Origin of the sequence: Devosia lucknowensis, from assembly GCF_900177655.1 — a bacterium.
Taxonomy (GTDB): Bacteria; Pseudomonadota; Alphaproteobacteria; order Rhizobiales; family Devosiaceae; genus Devosia; species Devosia lucknowensis.
Map to the genome: position 1 here is coordinate 675,512 of NZ_FXWK01000002.1, position 18,044 is coordinate 693,555.

The window sequence follows — 18,044 nt, forward strand, 5'->3', positions numbered from 1 at the left end:
CTTTGGGAGGAATTCGATATGGCAGAGCAACGGCTTGGCATCATCATGCATGGCGTCACGGGGCGCATGGGCTACAACCAGCATCTGGTGCGCTCCATTCTCGCCATTCGCGACCAGGGCGGCATCACGCTCAAGAACGGCGATCGTCTCGTCGTCGATCCGATCATCGTCGGCCGTGACCGCGACAAGATCGAGCGCCTCGCCAAGAAGCACAATATCGCGCGCTGGGGCACCGATCTCGATGCGGCCCTCGCCAACCCCGATGACACGATCTTCTTCGATGCCGGCACGACGCTGATGCGCGCCGGCCTCCTCGAAAAGGCCCTTGCCGCCGGCAAGAATGTCTATTGCGAAAAGCCGACCTCCGACGATCTCGACATCGCCGTGAACCTTGCAAAGACCGCTCGCGCCTCGGGTCTCAAGCATGGCGTCGTGCAGGACAAGCTCTTCCTGCCGGGCCTGATGAAGATCAAGATGCTCAAGGATTCCGGTTTCTTCGGCGATATCCTCTCGGTACGCGGCGAGTTCGGCTATTGGGTTTTCGAAGGCGACTGGCAGAAGGCGCAGCGCCCGAGCTGGAACTATCGCAAGGCCGATGGCGGCGGCATCATCCTCGATATGCTCTGCCACTGGCGCTATGTGCTCGACAATCTCTTCGGCGAAGTCCAGGCCGTCTCCTGCCTCGGGGCCACCCACATTCCGAGCCGCGTCGATGAAAACGGCCAGCGCTACACCGCCGACACCGATGACGCCGCTTACGCGACCTTCGAACTCGAAGGCGGCGTGATCGCCCAGATCAATTCGAGCTGGACCACCCGCGTCCGCCGCGACGATCTCGTCACCTTCCATGTCGACGGCACACATGGTTCGGCCGTTGCCGGTCTCCACAAGTGCTGGACCCAGCACCGCGTCAACACGCCAAAACCCGTCTGGAACCCCGACCAGCCCCAGACCATGAACTTCTTCAACGATTGGGAAGAAGCCCCGGACAACTGGCCGGCCGACAATGGCTTCAAGGTGCAGTGGGAAATGTTCCTCCGCCACGTCGCCGAAGACGCGCCATGGGAATATGGCCTCGAAGCCGGCGCCAAGGGCGTACAGCTCGCCGAACTCGGCCTCAAGAGTTGGGCCGAACGCCGCTGGCTGGATGTTCCGAAGCTGGAATTTTGAGCCCTAGATAAAGAGCCCCCTCACCCGCCCTTCGGGCACCCTCTCCCACGAGGGGAGAGGGGGACACCGAGTTTTTGTCGCGCACAGCGCTCCCTTCTCCCCTTGTGGGAGAAGGTGGCGCGTAGCGCCGGATGAGGGGTACCCTTCCATGACCATCAACCTGCCCAATCCCGACCGCTCTATCAGCCCCTACACCCTGACCGGCGATCCGATCCCCTTCGTCAAATTCAAGGCGACCGATTTTCCGCGCGTGGCCTATTCGGCCGCCCACGTCGTCGCCGATCCCCTCGCGATCCACGATCCGTGGCTGACCCCGGCGATCGATTGGGACACGACCCTCCAATTCCGCCACCGCATGTGGGATCTTGGCCTTGGCGTTGCCGAAGCCATGGATACGGCCCAGCGCGGCATGGGCCTCACCTGGACCGAGGCGCAGGAACTGATCCGCCGCTCACAGGCCGAAGCCCGCACGCGCGATGATTCCCTCATCGCCTATGGCGCCGGCACCGATCATCTGGCCCCCGGCCCGGATGTGACGATCGACGACATTTTGCGCGCCTATGACGAACAGGTCGGCTTCGTCGAGGGCCAGGGCGGCCGCGTCATTCTCATGGCCAGCCGCGCCCTCGCTGCCGCAGCAAAATCGCCTGACGATTACGCCCGCGTCTACGGCCACGTCCTTTCAAGTGTCAAACAGCCCGTTATCATGCATTGGCTGGGCGAAATGTTCGATCCCGCCCTCCAGGGCTATTGGGGCGATATCGATCACGACAAGGCCATGGACGTCTGCCTCGATGTCATCGCCGCCAATGCCGACAAGGTCGACGGCATCAAGATTTCCCTCCTTTCTGCCGAGAAGGAAATCAACATGCGCCGCCGCCTGCCTGCCAACGTAAAGATGTATACCGGCGACGATTTCAACTACGCCGAACTCATCGCCGGTGACGACCAGGGCTATTCTCACGCCCTGCTCGGCATTTTCGACGCCATAGCTCCCGCCGCCTCGGCCGGTCTTGCTGCTCTGGGCGAGGGTAACACCAAAAAGTTCTTCGATATTCTCGAACCCACCGTGCCGCTCAGCCGCCACATCTTCGCGGCCCCGACGCGGTTCTACAAAACCGGCGTCGTCTTCCTGGCCTATCTCAATGGCCTGCAGGATCATTTCCAGATGATCGGCGGCCAGCAATCGACCCGCTCGGTGCAGCACCTTGCCGAACTCTTCCGCCTTGCCGACAAGGCCCGCGTGTTGGCCGATCCGGACCTTGCTACCGCGCGCATGAGGGCGGTGCTGCAGGTCAACGGAGTGCCGGCATGACGATCCGCAAAATCTCGCTCAATCTCGCCACCACCCGCCAGCAATGGGGCTTTGCCGAAGCCGTCGACGGCTGCCTCCGCGCCGGCATCACCGCCATCTCCCCCTGGCGCGACCAGATTGCCGCCATCGGCCTTGATGAAGCCGCTCGCATCGTCAAAGCCAACAATCTCCAGGTCACCGGCGTTTGTCGCGGCGGCATGTTCCCGGCGGAAACAGCCGAGGGCCGGCAAAAGCAGATCGACGATAATCTGCGCGCCATCGACGAAGCCGCCTCGCTCAATGCAGATTGCCTCGTTCTTGTCGTTGGTGGCCTGCCCGGATCCTCGAAGGACCTGCCCGGCGCGCGACAGATGGTCAGCGACGGCATTGCCGCCATGCTGCCCCATGCTCGCGCTTCGGGCGTAAAAATCGCCATCGAGCCGCTGCACCCGATGTATGCCGCCGACCGCGCCTGCGTGAACACGATCGACCAGGCCCTCGACATCTGTGAAGACCTCGGCGAAACCGTTGGTGTTGCGATCGACGTCTACCACGTCTGGTGGGACCCGAATCTGGCTCAGGCGATTGCCCGCGCCGGCCGCATGAAGCGCATCTTTGCCCACCACATCTGCGATTGGCTGGTGCCGACCAAAGACATGCTGCTCGATCGGGGCATGATGGGCGATGGCGTTATCGATCTCCCCGCAATCCGCAAGATGATCGAGGATGCGGGCTTCTTCGGGCCGCAGGAAGTGGAGATCTTTTCCCAGGACAACTGGTGGAAGCGTCCCGGCGACGAGGTGCTATCCGTCATCAAGGAGCGCGTCGCGACGGTCTGCTAGAAAAGAAAAAGCCCCGGATCGTGTCCGGGGCTTTTCGTCAGCTGGGTCGCTTACGACACGCGCTGATAGTCGATGCTCGAGCACAGGACCTGGCAGCCCGTGATCTTGAGCGTGTCGGGACCGGTCAGTTCGACGATCGCCTTGGCGCCACCGCCATTGAGGGCAATCTGGCCTTCCCACTTGTTGGGAGCGGTCTGTTCGCCCTGCACGACCTGCTGGTCGACATAGGCAAGGTTTTCCTCGGTGCGGCTATCGCCCTGGATGTCGTTCAGGGTGCCGCAAAGCTGGGTGCCGTCACCGCACAGCTGGAATGTGAAGGTGGTGCCCCACTGGTCCTTCCACACGCCATCGGGATTGGCAGCCTGCTGTGCGGCAGTCGGAACAATGAGAGCGGCAGCAACGGCCGCGGCGGCAACAAAAGACTTCAGCATCATGATAATGCTCCATTATATGTCGTCACGCCCGGCAGCCGCCGTGCGCGAATGTTTAAAATTAAGCCCTGCCCGACAAACGCAGCGTTCTGCGATGGGTTGCGCAAATGTTACCGGCGGAACGTGGCAGCCACTTCGATGTGATTGGACCAGGCGAACTGATCCACTGCGATTAGCTTCTCCAGCCTGAACCCGGCCTGAACGAGATGTTCAGCGTCGCGCGCAAAGGTCTTCGGGTCGCAGGCGACCATGACCACGTGGCGGCATTTGGAAAGGGCAATTTCCTTGATTTGGGCCTGGGCTCCGGCGCGCGGCGGATCGAGGACGAGTGTCTCGAAGGTCAGCTCGAACCGCGTCAGCGGATCGCGGAAGAGGTCACGGGTCTTGGCCGTCACCGTCTTGAGGCCCCTTGTGTGCCGCACCGCCTTGTCAAGCGCGACAATGCCCGCCCGGTCGCTGTCGGCCGCATAGACCGGGGCCACCTGAGCCAGCCGCAGGGCAAAAGGTCCGATACCGCAAAAAAGGTCGGCGACGGATTTGGGCCTTCCGACCGCCTCCAGCACGTAGTCGGCGAGCACCGTCTCGGCCTCGGCCGTCGCCTGGAGGAAGCTGCCGATCGGCAGGTCGACTTCGGAATTGCCCATGGTGACGCTGGGCTGTTGGCGGAGCAGGATCATTTCGCGATCCACGGCCAGCCGCGCCAGGCCCAGCGTATTGGCCAGAGGCACCAGCTTTTCGGCGCGCAGGCCCTTGGGGGCATTGCGGATGGCGACATCGATGCCGGTATTGGTGGCGGTGAAGCTGACGTCGCATTCGCCGATGGCCGCGCCCAGCGCGCGGGCGATGTCGGGCGTGCGCTTGAGCGCCGGAACCAGGATGGGGCAGGTCGCGATATCGAGAAGATCGTGGCTCCTGATGCGCATATAGCCGGCCGCGTCTTTCCGCGCATGCAGCGTCGCGCGGCGGCGCCCTGCCCCGTGTGCGAGCACGAAGCGCTCGACCTTTGCGTCGATGCCCAGCTGGCGCAAAGGCGTCTCGACCAGCCCGGTCTTGAACTGGGCGTAGCTTGCCGCATCCATATGCTGCAATTGGCAACCGCCGCAGCTGCCGAAATAGGGACAGAACGGCTCGGCGCGGTGGGGCGAGACAGTTGAGAGGCTCGTCATCCGCCCCCGCTCGCCGTCGACATCGAGCGTTCCGGTTTCACCGGGCAATGCGAAGGGCACGAAGACCTTGCGGCCCTCCAGCGTGACGATGCCCTCGCCTTTCTGGCCCAGCGATTCGATGGTTGCGGTGATGGTCATGGCGCCCCCTCATAGACAGGAGCCCGATGATTGCTCATCGGGCTCCCGGCTTGCTGCGTAACGTGTTCGTGGTCGCGATCAGACCTGCTGGACGGCTTCGACGCCCGGCACGAAATGGCGAAGCAGGTTCTCGATGCCGTTCTTGAGCGTCGCGGTCGAGGATGGGCAGCCCGAGCAGGCCCCCTGCATGTGGAGGAAGACGGTGCCTTCCTTGAACCCCTTGAAGATGATGTCGCCGCCATCCATGGCCACGGCCGGACGGACGCGGGTGGCCAGCAGCTCCTTGATGACCTCGACCATTTCCTTGTCTTCTTCCTCGAAGAACTCGTCGGTCTCGGTGAAGTCGACATGGGCGGCGCCCGCATCGGCGATCACCGGCTTGCCGGACAGGAAGTGGTCCATGATCACGCCCAGAATGGCGGGCTTGATATGGGCCCAGTTGGTGTCGTCCTTGGTCACCGAGATGAAATCGGAGCCGAGGAACACACCGGTAACGCCGGAAATGGCGAACAGACCCGTGGCGAGCGGCGAGGCCGCGGCGGCATCGATGGAGCGGAAATCGCGCGGCTCGCCCGTCAGCACTTCGCGCCCCGGCAGGAATTTCAGGGTCGCCGGATTGGGCGTGGCTTCGGTCTGGATGAACATGCGATCGTTCCGCGGGTACGATTAGAATGCTTCTAAAATAGACTTTTGCACTCAGGATGCAAGGGAGAAGTGGGCCTGCATGGCTGGTAGACCTCTTGGCCCCAAACCTCTTTCTCGTCACTGTCTTGCCGTGGTCACTAAACCCTCGGCACGCTCAGCAGATGGCGATGACTTCCTCGTCGGTCATGCGGCCCGGCACGATGGTCAGCGGAATGGGCAAAACATTGGCGCGCGCGGCGAAGTGAGTCACCAGCGGTCCCGGGCCATCGGGGGATTTGGAGGCTGCCAGCACGAGAATGGCGATGTCGTGGTCCTGGTCGATGACCTTTTCGATCTGTTCGGGGCCGTTGCCCTCGCGGATCACCGACTCGGCACGGACATCGCCGATCTCTCGGATACGGGCCAGGCGCGCATCGAGATTGCGCTCGGCCTCCTCGACCGCCTCGGCGCGCAGCACGTCCTCCACTCCCAGGCCGATGAACTCGGGCTGCGGGATGATGGTGATCAGCACCACCGTGCCGCCGGTGCGCTTGACGCGCCAGGCGGCAAAGGTCAGGGCCCGCTCGCATTCCTCGGTCTCGTCGATGACGACGAGGAACTTGCGCTTGTATTCGTCCTGCGAAACCATGGACTTCCCTCGTGTCTAGCGGACGAAGCCGACGATGTTGCGCACATCGGCCATGATGGGCTGGGCGATGGCGCGGGCGCGTTCGGCGCCATCGCGCAGGATCGTATCCATCTCGCCGCGATCGGCCACCAGCCGCTTCATTTCCTCGGCAATGGGTGCCAGCTTTGTCACCGCAAGCTCGGCGAGGGCCGGCTTGAACACCCCCCAGCCCTGCCCGCCGAATTCGCCCAGCACATCCTCAACCGTGCGGTTGGACAGCGCGGCGAAAATGCCCACGAGGTTTTCCGCCTCGAGGCGTCCTTCCAGGCCCGCTGCCTCGCTCGGCAGCGCGTCGGCGTCGGTCGTGGCGCGCTTGATCTTCTTGGCGATCAGATCGGCATCGTCCATCATGTAGATGGTCGAGAGATCCGACGCATCGGACTTGCTCATCTTCTTGGAGCCGTCCTTGAGCGACTTCACGCGCATGGCGGGGCCGGTGGCGAGAGTCTCGGTAATGGGGAAGAAGTCGCCCTTCACGCCCAGCGCCTTGATCTGCTTCTTGAAGTCGTGGTTGAACTTCTTGGCAATGTCGCGCGTCAGCTCCAGATGCTGCTTCTGGTCGTCGCCCACGGGCACACCGGTGGCCTTGTAAAGAAGGATGTCGGCAGCCATAAGCGAGGGATAGGCAAACAGGCCCAGCGACACCTGTTCGCTGTTCTCGCCGGCCTTGTCCTTGAACTGGGTCATGCGGGCCATCCAGCCCATGCGCGCCACGCAGTTGAAGATCCAGCTCAACTCGGCGTGCTCGACCACCTGGCTCTGGTTGAAGATGATCGAGCGCTTGGGATCGACGCCGGCCGCGATGTAGGCGGCCGCGATTTCATAAGTCCAGCGCTTGAGGTCTTCCGGGTCCTGCCAGACGGTGATCGCATGCATGTCGACCACGCAGTAAATGGTCTCGTGCGTGTCCTGGAGCGGCACGAAGCGCCTGATGGCGCCGAGATAGTTGCCGAGATGCAGGTCGCCGGATGGCTTGATGCCGGAAAAGACGCGGGGGCTGAAAGACATTATGTAGGCCTGTGTCGTTGCAGACGAACACTTATCTCCGATCCTACCCGATGTCATCCTTCGAGCCGGTCCGCAGGATCAATCGCTCAAGTGCAGCGATTGATCCAGAATGACCTGTTCGTGGAAATACTAACCGCGCCGCCTGAGCCGCCCGAGCAGCCGCCGCAGGTTCTGCGTGCCGGAGACGTGGATCAGGGTGAAATAGACCACGGTGCCGAAGACCACGAGGGTGGCCAGGACACCTGCCTGGCGCCAGAGCGGCACGCCGCTGAGCAGATGAGCGGCTCCGCGGTCGGCCAGGAGCCACAGCACGCCGCCCATGACCGCACTGACGAGAAGGATCGAGAGCTGCGCCCGCCATTGCGACGCCGTCAGCCGGAAGTGACCGCGCAGCGCCAGCGCCCCGGCCAGCATGACGACGTTGAGCCATGACGATGCAGCCGTGGCGATGGCAATGCCGACATGCAGAAGGCTGGGAAACAGCCAGAGCGAGATCGCGATGTTGGCGGCAACGCTCACCCCCGCAAAGATCGTCGGGGTCAGGGTGTCCTCGCGGGCGAAAAAGCCCGGCTGCAGAACGCGGATAAGAACATAGGCAGGCAGGCCTGCGGAAAAGGCGATCAGCGCCTCGGCAGTCTGTCGCGTGGCCAGCACGTCGAAGGCGCCGCGCTCGAAGAGGACCCGCACGATAGGCTCGGCCAGGGCCACCAGCGCCACCGCGGCAGGCATGGTCAGCAGCATGGATACGAACAGCGCCTGATCCTGGCTCTGTCGGGCCTCGGTCTCGCGCCCGCCTTTCAGGTGCCGGCTCAGTTCGGGCAGCAGCACCGTGCCGATGGCGATGCCGATGATGCCCAGTGGCAATTGGTAAAGCCGGTCCGCATAGGACAGGACCGAGATGGCATTGTCGGCGCCCGAAGCGATGATGGTGCCCACAAAGATGTTGATCTGGGTAATGCCACCGGCAAGGATTGCCGGTACCGCCAGCACCCAGAAGCGCCGGACTTCGGCATCGAGACGCGGCAGGCGGAATTGCGGCCTGAAGCCCGCCCGTTCGATCGCCATCCAGACCAGCACGAGCTGGGCGATGCCGCCGCCCATGGTGGCAATGGCCACCCAGACCGTGGCGCTGGCCGGATCCTGCACCCAGAAGGTCGCCAGCGGAACGAGCATGGCGATGTTGACGATGTTGAGCAGCACCGGCGCGAAGGCGGCCGCGAAAAACCGACCCAGCGTATTGAGAATGGCGCCATAGGCGGCCATCACGGACATGCAGGCGAGATAGGGAAACATGATCCGCGTCAAAAGCACGGTCAGGTCGAACTTTTCCTTGTCGTCGACGAAGCCCGGCACGAAGGCCAACATGATCTGCGGCATGAAGATTTCGGCGAGCACGGTGACGATGACCAGCATCACCACCAGCCAGCTCATGATCCGTGCCGCCAGCAGCTTGGCGCCGTCCTCACCCTCGCGCTCGAGCGCGCCGGAGAACATGGGCACGAAGGCGGTGTTGAACGCCCCTTCGGCGAAGAGACGCCGGAAAAGGTTGGGGAAGCGGAATGCCGCAAAAAAGGCGTCGGCCGCCGGCCCGGTGCCGAGCACCGCCGCCATCAGCGCATCGCGCGCAAAGCCGGCGACACGGCTGACCAGGGTCAGTGCCCCCACCGACACGAAATTGCGGAAGAGACTCACTTGTTCTTCTCCCCCTCGGGGAGAAGGTGGCGCATAGCGCCGGATGAGGGGGATGCTTCGACGAGAGTGGAGGGCTCCCCCTCAACGACTCGATCTTCGATCGAGCCACCTCTCCCCGACGAGGAGAGGACTATAAGGCCCTCATCCATTGGCCACCTTTTTGTCCTCGACCGGCCGCTTGAAGACTCCCATCAGCGCGTCGTGGATCTTCTTCTGGCGCGCCTTGACGTGGATCTTCTGGCCCGTGAGGTCGGTGACGTAGAAGACGTCGACCGCCTTTTCGCCATAGGTGCCGATATGGGCCGAGCCGATGGTAAGGCTCAGGTCGGAAATTTCGCGGGTCAATGCATAGAGCAGACCGATGCGGTCGAGACCGGAAACCTCGATCACCGTGAACTTCTCGGAAATCGCATTGGACACCGAGACCTGTGCGGGCAGGCTGAAGGGCCGGAGGCGCTTGTTGTGGCGCGATTCCTTGCCCAGGTCGATCAGCACCTGACGCTTGCCCTGCAGCAATTGCTTGACCGTATCGACGATGCGGGTGGCACGCACCTTTTCGTCTTCGTCGGAGGTGAAGGCGCGCCGCAAGCGGAACGTATCGATGGCGCGGCCATCGCGGGTGGAAAAGATCTGCGCCCCGATGATGGAGGCGTCCTGCATGGTGCAGGCACCGGCGATCAGCGAAAGGAGGCGCGGATGGTCGGGGGTATAGAAGCTGACTTCGGTGATGCCCTCGAACGCCTTGACCTTGATCGCCCCGGCAAAGGCCTGGTCGGTGGTATCGGCATTGCGGATCATCCGGGCATGCTCGACCTGCAATTCCGGTTCTGCCCGCAGCCAGTAGTGGTCGTAGTGGCGCGCCGAATAGGCCGAGACGTCTTCGGCCGGCCAGCTCGACAATGCCGTCGCCAGAGTCTGGCGCGCTTCCTCGACGCGGTCGGAATGGCTGACCTGCGAATGCCCGCCCGACAGCAGCGGTTCGGTCGCGTAATAGAGGGCACGCAGCAGCGAACCCTTCCAGCCGGTCCAGGTGCCCGGACCCACGGCGCGAATATCGCAGGCGGTCAGAATCATCAGCAGCGCCAGGCGCTGCGGCGATTGCACGACATCGGCGAAGGCCTTGGCGGTTTCAGGGTCCTGGATATCGCGGGCCTGCGCGATCTCGCTCATCAACAGGTGATATTCGATCAGCCAGGCGACCGTGTCGGTTTCCGCCTCGGTGAGGCCGAAGCGCGGACAGAGCTTGCGCGCGATGCGGGCGCCGGCGACGGAATGGTCCTCGGGACGGCCCTTGGCCACGTCGTGCAGGAACAGCGCCACATAGAGCAGCCGCGTGTCATTGAGCTGGGGCAGCAGTTCGTGGGTGAGCGGCAGCTCCGTCCTGAGGCCGCCATTGGCGATTTCGGCCATGACACCCACCGAGCGGATCAGGTGCTCATCGACCGTATAGTGGTGATACATGTTGAACTGCATCAGGGCGACAATCTTGCCGAAGTCGGGCACGAACTTGCCCAGGACCCCGCTCTCGTTCATCTGCCGCAGGATGCGCTCGACATAGGTCGGGTCGGTGAGAATGGTCAGGAAATGCGCATTGGCCTTGGGGTCGTTGCGCAGCTTGTTGTCGATCAGGGCCAGGCTGTCACGGATGTGCTTGATGGCGTCGGGGTGGAACAGCAGTTCCTCGCGCCCGGCGACCATGAAGGCCCGGATCAGGTTGACGGGGTCCTTCTCGAAGACATCAGGGGCCGCGATGTTGAGGCGTCCGGTATCGACGATGAAGGCTGTTTCGCCCTTGATCCTGGTCTTGCCCGAACGGAACGGCGCCAGCACGCGGCCGACGATATCCATGTCCTTGGCATGATGGAATTCGAGGCTGGCGCAGATGATGCGGGTAAGGTCGCCCACATCCTTGGCGACAAGGAAGTATCGCTTCATGAAGCGCTCGACGCCCAGCATCCCGAGGCGCTCGGCATAGCCCATGCGATGCGCGATCTCGGGCTGCACGTCGAAGGTCAGTTTCTCGTCGGCCCGGCCGGTGATGAAATGCAGGTGGCAGCGGACGGCCCAGAGGAAATCCTCGGCGCGGGCAAAGAGCCGGTTCTCGGCTTCGCTCAGCACGCCCTTGGCGACGAGGTCGTGGCTCGACTTGACCTGGTAGAAATATTTCCCGATCCAGAACAGCGTGTTGAGGTCGCGCAGGCCACCCTTGCCGTCCTTGATGTTGGGCTCGACCACGTAGCGCGTATTGCCCATCTGCTTGTGGCGTTCATCGCGCTCGGCCATCTTGGCGGCGATGAATTCGGGGCCGGTGCGGGGCATGACTTCGGTTTCGAAGCGATGCACGAGGTTGTCGTAAAGCGCGCGGTCGCCGGTGAGGAAACGGGCTTCGAGCGTGGCGGTGCGCACGGTCATGTCGGCGCGCGCCATGCGGATGCATTCGTCGACCGAGCGCACCGCGTGGCCGACCTTCTGCCCGAGGTCCCAGAGCATGTAGAGGATGTATTCGGTGACCTGTTCGCCCCAGGGGGTCTGCTTGTAGGGCAGGATGAACAGGAGATCGATGTCGGAGCCCGGCGCCAGCGTGCCGCGGCCATAGCCGCCCACCGCCGAAAGCGCGATGGCCTCGGCGCCGGAGGGGTTGTCCAGCCGATAGACCCGAGTCGTCGCGAAGCGGTGCACCGCGGTGATGATCTCGTCTTCGGCGGCGCAGATGTTCTGGGCGCAGCGGGTGCCCTTGCTGTTGGCCAGAAGTTCGGCTTCGGCGCTCTTGCGCGCCTCGGCCAGGGTCTGCCGCACATGCGCCAGGACGGCGGCGCGCGCCGCGGGCGATCGGGCCGGTTCGTCGCCGATGAGGGCATCGAATTCGGCAACAAGCGTATCGGCAGTTTTCAGCACGAACTGCGGCTTTTTGGGCCGGGCCTCAGTTTCGGCGAGCGTCATCACGAATTTTCTTCAGCTGGTAGAGGGCGTCGATTGCCTGGCGCGGCGTCAACTCGTCCGGACGCAGTGTATCAAGGGCTTCGTAAACAGCGTCCTTCTCCTTGCGCGCCGGGGCGGGCTGGTGCGCGAAAAGCGGCAGATCGTCTAGCACGCTGGCCTTCTGGCTGGAAGAGGCGGTGCCCGCCGAGCGCTGCTCGAGCACGTCGAGCACCTGCTTGGCCCTGGAAATGACCGGTTCGGGCAGGCCGGCCAGCCGCGCCACCTGGATACCGTATGAGCGGTCGGCTGCTCCCGGACCCACTTCGTGGAGGAAGACCACCTCGCCTTCCCATTCGCGCACCTTCATGGTCACGTTGGCGACGCGCGAGAGGGTCTTGGCAAGGCTCGTGAGCTCGTGGAAATGCGTGGCGAACAGCGCCCGGCACCCGGTGGTCTCATGCAGGGCCTCGACGGCGGCCCAGGCGATGGACAGGCCGTCGAACGTTGCGGTGCCGCGGCCGATCTCGTCGAGCACGACCAGCGAACGCCGCGTGGCGCGATTGAGGATTGCTGCGGTTTCCACCATTTCGACCATGAAGGTCGAGCGGCCGTGGGCGATATCATCGGAGGCCCCGACGCGGCTGAACAGGCGGTCGACGACGCCGATATGGGCGCTGTCCGCCGGCACATAACACCCCATCTGCGCCAGAATGGCGATCAGGGCGTTCTGGCGCAGGAAGGTCGATTTACCGCCCATATTGGGGCCGGTCACCAACCACAGCGAGCCGCCGCCGATATCCTCGCTGCCCGAGAGATCGGCGTCATTGGCGACAAAGCTGTGGCCTTCGGCCTTGACCATCAATTCCACGACCGGATGACGCCCGCCGGAAATGGCGAAATGGAGGCTGTCGTCGATGGTCGGGCGGCAATAGCCGCGCGTGGCGGACACTTCTGCGAGAGCGGCGGTGACATCGAGTTCGGCCAGCGCATCGGCGAGACCCTGCAGGGCCGCGGTTCGCGCCAGCGCTTGGGCGCGCAGGCGGGCGAAGACGGCGAGCTCGATCTCGAGCGCCGCGTCCTGTGCCCGGGCGATGCGCCCTTCGAGTTCGGCGAGCTCGGTCGTGGTGAACCGCATGGCATTGGCCAGGGTCTGGCGGTGGATGAAGGTTTCGCGATGCGGCGCCTCGAGCAGCTTCTGCCCATGCGTCGCGGGCACTTCCACGAAAAAGCCGAGGACGCCGTTGTGCTTGATCTTGAGGCTGCGCACATCGGTTTCGTCCATCAGTCGCGCCTGGAGGGCGGCGACCACGGCGCGGGTTTCGCGCCCCAGCGCCCGCTCCTCGTCGAGCGTGCCATCGTATCCGGCGCGCAGGAAGCCGCCGTCGCGCGCCAGGAGCGGCAGGTCGTCGTCGAGGGCCGACGCGAATTCGCTTGCGAGGTCCTGCGGTGCGGCGCCCAGTGTCGCGGTCAGGCGCTCGAGCACCGGCGGCAGGTCGGGCTGGCGCGACAGATGCGCCGAGATGGTCAGCGCCGCCGCCACCGCCTTGCCGATGCAGGCCAGGTCGCGCGGGCCACCCCGCTCCAGCGCCAGTCGCGACAGCGCCCGGGCAAGGTCGGGGGCCGATTTCAGCTCCTGCCGCAGGCGGCCGCGCAGCAGCGTATCGTCGACCAGCCGGCTCACCGCATCGAGCCGCTCGTTGACGGCAGCGGCCTGGCGCAGGGGGGCGGCGAGGCGTGTGGCCAGCAACCGGGCGCCGGGCGCGGTGACAGTGAGATCGATGGACTGGCGCAGCGAGCCCCTGGTCTGGCCGCGCTGGGTGAGAAGGATTTCCAGCGATGCGCGCGTCGCGGCATCGATGCTCATCACCGTTTCGGCCGGATTGCTCTGCGGGGGGCGCAGCGGCGCCATCCGGCCCTTCTGGCTTTCCCCGACATAGCCGACAAGGGCCCCGAGCGCCGCCCGGCCGGCGCGGCTGAGGGCGCTCGGATCGAAACGGTCGCCGGGGAAGGCAGCGCGCAGCAGCGGCATGGCGGTCTCGCTGCTGGCAGCCTCGGCCGGAATGGGTGTGGCGATGCTGGCCCAGGCCGGCGCGAACAGATGCCTGTCCACCAGCGCCTGCCGCGCTGCGTCGGGCAGCAGCAGCTCGGCCGGGGCGATGCGCGCCAGCTCGTCCTGCACCTGCTCGGCAGACAGGTCGGACACGAAGGTCTCGCCGGTCGAAATATCGGCCCAGGCAAGGGCAAAATCGGCATCGCCGTGGCGCACCATCGCCAGCGCCGCGAGGTAATTGGCCGAACGGGCGTCGAGATGATCGTCCTCGGTCAGCGTGCCGGGTGTGACGAGGCGCACCACTTCGCGCTTCACCACCGACTTGGAACCGCGCTTCTTGGCTTCGGCCGGGTCTTCCACCTGCTCGCAGATGGCGACGCGATGGCCGAGCTTGATCAGCTTGTTGAGATAGTCGTTGGCGGCATGGATGGGCACGCCACACATGCCGATATCCTCGCCCAGATGCTTGCCGCGCTTGGTCAGGACGATGCCCAGCGCCGCGCTGGCAATCTCGGCGTCCTCGAAGAACAGCTCGTAGAAGTCGCCCATGCGATAGAACAGGAGATAGCCGGGATTGACCGACTTGATCTCGAAATATTGCGCCATCATCGGCGTCAGCGTCGCTGTGACGGCGCCGGCTTCGGCCTCGAAGGGGGTCTGGTCCATGGGGCGAAAGAACAGTCCGGGGCGTGTTCGGGAAAAAACGAACCCGGACCTTAGGCGCTTCTTGGCAAAAGACAACCGGGCCCCACGCAGTTTGCCCAGCTGCTTGCGTCGTGGAAAGGCCCGGGCGGATCGTGTGATCCGGCCGGGCCTTCGAGGGCGTCAGAAATTCTGGCTCAGTCCGAGCTTGATCGCATGGGCATTCTGGCCGCCGAAGAAGCGGCCGGTGTAATTGCCGGAGATCGCCAGCCCGTCCTCGGTTTTCCAGGTCGCGCCGGCACCAAGCTCGAGCCTGTCGCGACCGGCCGCAGGCCCGGAAACGGTGAAGGCATTGCCGCCTCCGGCCAGCGTCACGGTGTGCGGGGCGGCCTCGGCGAAATTGTGCAGCCACGCCGCGCGGCCCGTCAAAGCCAGGTCACCCGTTTCGCCTTCGATCGTGTAGGAAACCTCGAAGCCCAGAGCCGTCTCTGCAGTCCACTGACCTGCCGCGCCCATGGTGGCGTTAAGCGTATCGGCGCCCGTTTCGGTGTAGCCGTTGTGACCACTCCAGCCCAGACCGAGGCCGACAAGGGGGCTGATCGTTGCCGCGTCGGTCAGGACGAAGGCATAGGCCGCTTCGACACCAGCGGACAGATTGTGTGACCAATAATTGGCCGTGGCCGTGCGCGAGAGCGCGCCGATCGTGATCTGGCGCTGGCTTTCGATGTTCGCAAGGCTGTAGGCGCCCTGTGCCGAGAGCGAGACCCCATCCCTTTCCCAGGCGCCGTAAAGGCCCACGCTGCCGCTATTGGCCGACATGGTCGAGGCGCGGGACGCGACCGATGAGGTGCTCGAGACATAACCGGCGCCGATACCGAACTGGGCATCTCCGCCCAGCAGCGTCGTGCCGTGCTGATATCCGAGGCTCATGCCACCGGCTGCCCAATTCGCGCCGGGACCATTGGCGTCCGCCTCGATGGTCCCGCGCCCGGCCATCGGAGCAAACCAGAGACCCGAAAGCGGAGCGCTGGTGACGGCGCCCCCCACGGGACCGGAGATTTCGCCCGTGTCCACATAGCTCATGACGGTCCCGGCTTCGCCGGCCTGCTTGACGCCAAGGGCATCGGAAAACAGCGAGAAGGTCGATACCAGCACATTCTGCGCCGCAGCATTGGCGTCGGCCGAAATGGCTTCGAAGGCGCTCTGCGCCTCGCCCTCGGGCAGCCCCATCACGGCCCGGAAGACCGGATCGTTATTGTCGAAGGCCGAAAGTGCCGTCGCGGCAGCATACTGGTTAGACGAGACCGCCACTGTGTTGAACTCAGCAAAACGGGTCAGGTCGAGATAGACATTGTTGGCGTCGTAGCGCAGCGCGGCCCGCAGGAACGCGAAGTTCTCGTCGACATCGGCACTGAACGTGCCGTTGACGCCATTTGCAGCCGCAAGAATGTGATAGCTGGTGGTGTCTCCATAGGTTGAGCCATCGTCGAGGCCGTTGGCCGCGAGAACGCGGAGGCGCGCCGCCGGATCGAGCGTCGCGGTACCGTCGACGTCAATTTTGCTGCCGCTGCCATTCTGGTCGACCTGAACCTCGTAGATGCCGCCGGATGTGAAAACCAGGTCCTGTGCGATGCGCACCATGCCAGTCGTGGTGTTGGCGGCGAGTGTTCCCCCCGCATTGACAGTCGCGGACTGCACCACGCCGGTGCCTCCCAGCCTGCCGCCGTCGACGACGACGGTGCCTGCCGCGCCCTTGACCTCGAGCATGCCCCCCGTGACCCGTGCAAGACTGTCGACAATCGAACCCGCAGCCCCGATTTCCAGCGTGCCAGCTTGTACCTGCGTCGTGCCCGTGTAGGTGTTGACGGCATTGAGAACCGTCCGACCGTCGCCGCTCTTGACGACTGACCCGCCCGGGCTGGTGCCGATTTGCTGGCCGATGATGTTGCGGTAGATGTGCCCGTGATCATCGGCAATGGTGGCGTCGATGCGCTGCACCTGGCCCGTCCCGGGCGCGAACTGTACCTGGGCGCCCTGCAGGAAAATACCGGTGCCGGCTGACTGGCCCGCAGTGGCATTGGCATTGCCGCCAGCACCACCGGTGACCGTCCCGCCGAGCATTTGCCCATCACCCCGGATAACCAGCGTACCGCCGTCCTGGACGAAGACCGCGCCGCCATAGGCGGCGCCACCGCCGCCAGCCCCCTGGCCACCGCTACCGCCACCAAAGCCCAGATACTGGGCCATGCCGCCGCCATTGACATGGGCGAATCCATAGCCACCCTGGCCGCCCCCGAAGCCGCCGGTGCCCGCGCCGACATCGTAACTGGATCCTCCACCGCCACCACCAAAGCCACCGTCGCCGCCCGAGGTTGCCAGAAATTGTCCGCCACCACCGCCGCCGCCGAAGCCGCCGATGGAGCCCGCCCCAGCGCCGGCCCCGTTGCCGCCGCCGCCACTGAGATCGCCACCATCGCCGGGCGGGCCGTAAAACACGTCGCTTCCGCCCCAGCCGCCGTTGGGGCCTCCACCGGCGCCGCCCCGTTGTCCGTTACTATCCTGGCCATTGGTGCCAGGCATGGCGCCGCCACCGCCGCCACCGCCTGCTACGCCATTGTCATTGAACACCGCGGCATTGCCGCCATTGCCGCCCATGCCACCGCCGCCGCCATTCGCACCGCGACCAATACCTGTCTGGCCACCTGCGCCTCCAGCGGCGGCGTTATCGGCAAAGCTCACCATATCGAGTTCGACCACTGCGCCCGTGCGAACAAAAATCGCCCCGCCAGCCCCGAGACCGCCGCCGCCGCCCGCACCTGCGCTCAGTCCATTGCCGCCTGCACCGCCCTGCGCCAGGCCGTTTTCGATGGCAAGTCCCCGGATCGCCACATTGCCGCTATTGATGAAGAAGGGACGGTATTGGCCGGCCCCGTCGACCGTCACACCCACACCCGAAGCATCAATCGTGAGGTTGCCGTTGATCGGCTCATAGGCCGACGTCATCGTGATCACCTGGCCCGACAGCGCCGGGTCGAAAACGATGGTATTGCTGCCGCCAGCACTGGCGGCGGATGCCAGGGCCTGTCTGAGGCTGCCGATGCCGGTGTCGTCTGCCGTGGTGACAACAAATGTTGCCGCTGCGCCGGCCGCCGTCATCGCCAGCGACAGAACCACCACGGATACGCCCGTCAGCACGCCTTGCTTCACAATAGTCTCCTGCTTGCCCCGCCGATCGGGAATCGGCTGAAGCAGGCAATACGGAGACATGACCCGTCGGGCCAGTACACTTTCGTACCCAATCCGTTGGGATCAAATGTTTTTGACATGAGATGACGGCCAGACGCGTCGACCGCGCAGGCGCAAGCGCGCAGCGGCGCAAT

12 protein-coding genes are annotated in these 18,044 nt (G+C 64.5%); 3 read left to right on the forward strand and 9 right to left on the reverse strand.

Translation table 11 applies throughout. The annotated features are described in order from the left end of the window. Window positions 1-18 precede the first annotated feature (18 nt). The 3 genes from CCK88_RS15640 (at window position 19) to CCK88_RS15650 (ending at window position 3,306) form a co-directional block, all read left to right on the forward strand. Entirely contained in the window at window positions 19-1,170 is a 1,152-nt protein-coding gene (locus CCK88_RS15640; RefSeq protein ID WP_086471504.1) for a Gfo/Idh/MocA family protein, read from the forward strand. A gap of 148 nt (window positions 1,171-1,318) precedes the next feature. Further along, on the forward strand, window positions 1,319-2,485 hold the full coding sequence (locus CCK88_RS15645) for a dihydrodipicolinate synthase family protein (RefSeq protein WP_086471505.1): 1,167 nt from the start codon (window positions 1,319-1,321) through the stop codon (window positions 2,483-2,485). Further along, window positions 2,482-3,306, forward strand: a complete 825-nt coding sequence (locus tag CCK88_RS15650; protein ID WP_086471506.1) for a sugar phosphate isomerase/epimerase family protein — start codon at window positions 2,482-2,484, stop codon at window positions 3,304-3,306. The genes CCK88_RS15645 and CCK88_RS15650 overlap by 4 nt, the downstream gene beginning before the upstream one ends. 50 nt (window positions 3,307-3,356) lie before the next feature. Here the strand turns inward: CCK88_RS15650 and CCK88_RS15655 are convergent, their stop codons facing one another. The 9 genes from CCK88_RS15655 to CCK88_RS18800 form a co-directional block, all read right to left on the reverse strand. Beyond that, a complete protein-coding gene (locus CCK88_RS15655) occupies window positions 3,357-3,740 on the reverse strand; it encodes a DUF2147 domain-containing protein (RefSeq protein WP_086471507.1) in 384 nt (127 codons plus the stop codon). 107 nt (window positions 3,741-3,847) lie between these two features. Further along, window positions 3,848-5,041, reverse strand: coding sequence for a class I SAM-dependent RNA methyltransferase (locus tag CCK88_RS15660; RefSeq protein ID WP_086471508.1), 1,194 nt, complete (start codon window positions 5,039-5,041; stop codon window positions 3,848-3,850). Between the two features lie 78 nt (window positions 5,042-5,119). Continuing rightward, a complete protein-coding gene (locus CCK88_RS15665; RefSeq protein WP_086471509.1) occupies window positions 5,120-5,686 on the reverse strand; it encodes a NifU family protein in 567 nt (188 codons plus the stop codon). 154 nt (window positions 5,687-5,840) lie between these two features. Beyond that, window positions 5,841-6,314: a universal stress protein gene (locus CCK88_RS15670; RefSeq protein ID WP_086471510.1), complete on the reverse strand. Its 474-nt coding sequence runs from the start codon at window positions 6,312-6,314 to the stop codon at window positions 5,841-5,843. Window positions 6,315-6,329: 15 nt separating this feature from the next. Beyond that, complete coding sequence (trpS, locus tag CCK88_RS15675) at window positions 6,330-7,364, reverse strand: tryptophan--tRNA ligase (RefSeq protein ID WP_170926556.1); 1,035 nt, start codon at window positions 7,362-7,364, stop codon at window positions 6,330-6,332. Window positions 7,365-7,490: 126 nt separating this feature from the next. Then, window positions 7,491-9,053 (reverse strand): murein biosynthesis integral membrane protein MurJ, encoded by a 1,563-nt coding sequence (gene murJ, locus CCK88_RS15680; RefSeq protein WP_086471512.1) that lies wholly within the window; start codon window positions 9,051-9,053, stop codon window positions 7,491-7,493. 141 nt (window positions 9,054-9,194) lie between these two features. Continuing rightward, entirely contained in the window at window positions 9,195-11,993 is a 2,799-nt protein-coding gene (locus CCK88_RS15685) for a [protein-PII] uridylyltransferase (protein ID WP_086471513.1), read from the reverse strand. Then, the gene (gene mutS, locus CCK88_RS15690; RefSeq protein ID WP_244557561.1) at window positions 11,974-14,688 is read right to left on the reverse strand and encodes a DNA mismatch repair protein MutS; all 2,715 of its coding nucleotides are present in this window, start codon (window positions 14,686-14,688) and stop codon (window positions 11,974-11,976) included. The genes CCK88_RS15685 and mutS overlap by 20 nt, the downstream gene beginning before the upstream one ends. A 159-nt stretch (window positions 14,689-14,847) precedes the next feature. Continuing rightward, window positions 14,848-17,871, reverse strand: coding sequence for an autotransporter family protein (locus CCK88_RS18800; protein ID WP_140049016.1), 3,024 nt, complete (start codon window positions 17,869-17,871; stop codon window positions 14,848-14,850). Between the last annotated feature and the right edge of the window lie 173 nt (window positions 17,872-18,044).